This is a genomic window from Pseudomonas vranovensis DSM 16006, from assembly GCF_000425805.1.
Lineage (GTDB): Bacteria > Pseudomonadota > Gammaproteobacteria > Pseudomonadales > Pseudomonadaceae > Aquipseudomonas > Aquipseudomonas vranovensis.
In genome coordinates this window covers 1-1965 of record NZ_AUED01000038.1, presented here as the reverse complement: position 1 = coordinate 1965, position 1965 = coordinate 1, and the positions used below count along the sequence as shown (strand labels likewise).

Annotated in this window: 2 protein-coding genes; both read right to left on the bottom strand. The window is 56.1% G+C overall.

Going from position 1 to position 1965, the window contains the following annotated elements:
- Positions 1–74: 74 nt before the first annotated feature.
- On the bottom strand, positions 75–863 hold the full coding sequence (gene istB, locus H621_RS0119490) for an IS21-like element helper ATPase IstB (protein ID WP_028944985.1): 789 nt from the start codon (positions 861–863) through the stop codon (positions 75–77).
- Entirely contained in the window at positions 860–1882 is a 1023-nt protein-coding gene (istA, locus tag H621_RS0119485; RefSeq protein ID WP_028944984.1) for an IS21 family transposase, read from the bottom strand. Before istA ends, istB begins: the two co-directional genes overlap by 4 nt.
- Positions 1883–1965: the final 83 nt, after the last annotated feature.

Genomic DNA, 1965 nt, shown 5'->3' with positions numbered 1-1965 from the left:
TGTCAACACCGGTTGAAAACTGACCCACCCTACCGAAGTAAAATTGACCCACCCCGGCGGTATTTATAGTCTGTTTATAGCTTCGGCGAAGCCGTCTCTCGCGGTACCACCTGGCCGGATTTCAGCTTGTCCTTCAGCCGGTAACTTTGCCCGCTGACCTGAACGATATGCGCATGATGCAGAAGCCGATCCAATAGCGCGGCGGTCAGTGTCGAGTCATCCGCAAAGGTCGTTGCCCACTGGCTAAACGGCAGATTGCTGGTCAGCACGACGCTGCCATGCTCGTAGCGTTTGGCGATGACATTGAAGAACAGATTCGCTTCATCACGACCAAAAGGCAGGTAGCCGATTTCATCGATCACCAGCAATTTCGAGCGCTGCACCACCCGACTGAAATACTGCGCCAAGCGCCCCTGGTGATGTGCGGCGACCAGTTGCAATGTCAGATCGGCGGCGGTGATGAACTTTGTCGAGATGCCCGCCATGATCGCCCGGTGAGCTAGCGCGCTGGCCAAGTGCGTTTTGCCAACGCCGGACGGCCCCAGCAGCACCACGTTTTCCTTACGCTCGATAAAGGCCAGTCCGGCCAGTTCAAGGATCTGACTTTGCGGAGCTCCGCTGGCGAATTTGAAGTCGTATTGCTCAACGGTTTTTACAGCCGGCAGCCCGGACAAATGCAACAACGTCTGTCGTCGCCGTTCGTTTCTGGCGCGATCTTCACCTAGCAGAAGTTGTTCCAGGAAGTCGGCGTAACTCGTTTCTTTTTCGGCAGCTCGTTGCGCCAGAGCGGGCCAGTCCGTGGCGAAGGTATCGAGTTTGAACTGTTGGCAGAGCGCTTCAATACGCAGATGTTGAAGGCTCATGCTTGCACCTCAAGCAGGGCTTGGTAGACCGACAGTGGGTGTTGCAGGCTCTCCACCGGCATGGGCTGAATGGCCTGCATCGGAGCGCTTGGTAAGCCATGAAGCGTTGGCAGTGGCAGCAAGTAGTGCACCTCTTTATCAAGGCGATGCTGGGGGATTTCACCAGTCGTTGCATGAGTTCGGGCATTGGCGATATCGATCAGCCACGGGCCGATTTTGCTGTTCGCTACCTCGACATCCAGCACCAGATTGACCTGATTAAGTGTCGCTGCCAGCGGCACCACAAAACTGTTTTTCAAGTAGTGGTTAAAGCGTTCGACTTTGCCCTTTGTTTGCGCTCGATAGGGCCGGCAGACCTTGGGTGTAAAGCCATAGCGCTCTGCCAGGTTCAATAGCGCCGGATTCCAACGGTGCTCGCCGGGGCCATAAACATCGCGCTCCTGGATGATGGTCTTGGCGTTATCAAACAGCACTTTTCGTGGTGTGCCGCCGAAAAAATGTAGGGCTTTTTCAATGCCGGCGCACCAGGCTGCAGAGTCTTCTCGTCGCGAGAAAACAACGTAAGTGGCGCGACTCCAACCCAGCGTTGCGACAAATGCCAGCAGCGGATCGCGGCCACGTCGAATGATCGTGAAATCTGCCTGCATCTGTTCGCCAGGCTCTGTTTCAAAGCGCACAACGGGCTCGTCGACCTTGGATTTCAAGGTCAGCAGAAAGCTGGTGAGGATGGAGTAACCGCCCGTATAGCCCTGTTCTCGGATCTCTCTGAGCAGAACAATCGCAGGGATCCAGTGTGGCCGAGCGGTATGTACGCGCTGACGCAGGAAGGCCTCGAAAGGCGCAAGCTTGCCCACGCGCTCCGCGCGCGGGCCGTAGACCACGGGCTGGCGCTGGGCTTGTAGTTTGAGGTGGCGCCGAATGGTATTGCGTGAGCAGCCCATCTGCCGAGCAATAGCTCGAATAGACAAACCCTGACGAACAAGAACACTGATTTCCACGTGTTGCTCCTTGGACAGCATGGGCAGCTCGCAAAAGCTGCATTTTGCCCAAGTGGGTCAGTTTTCAACCGGTAGGGTGGGTCAGTTTTGCATCGGTACTGACA

Excerpts from the sequence above, each read along its gene's own strand:
- istA (WP_028944984.1), bottom strand. The coding sequence starts at position 1,882 with ATGCTGTCCAAGGAGCAACACGTGGAAATCAGTGTTCTTGTTCGTCAG.
- istB (WP_028944985.1), bottom strand. The coding sequence starts at position 863 with ATGAGCCTTCAACATCTGCGTATTGAAGCGCTCTGCCAACAGTTCAAA.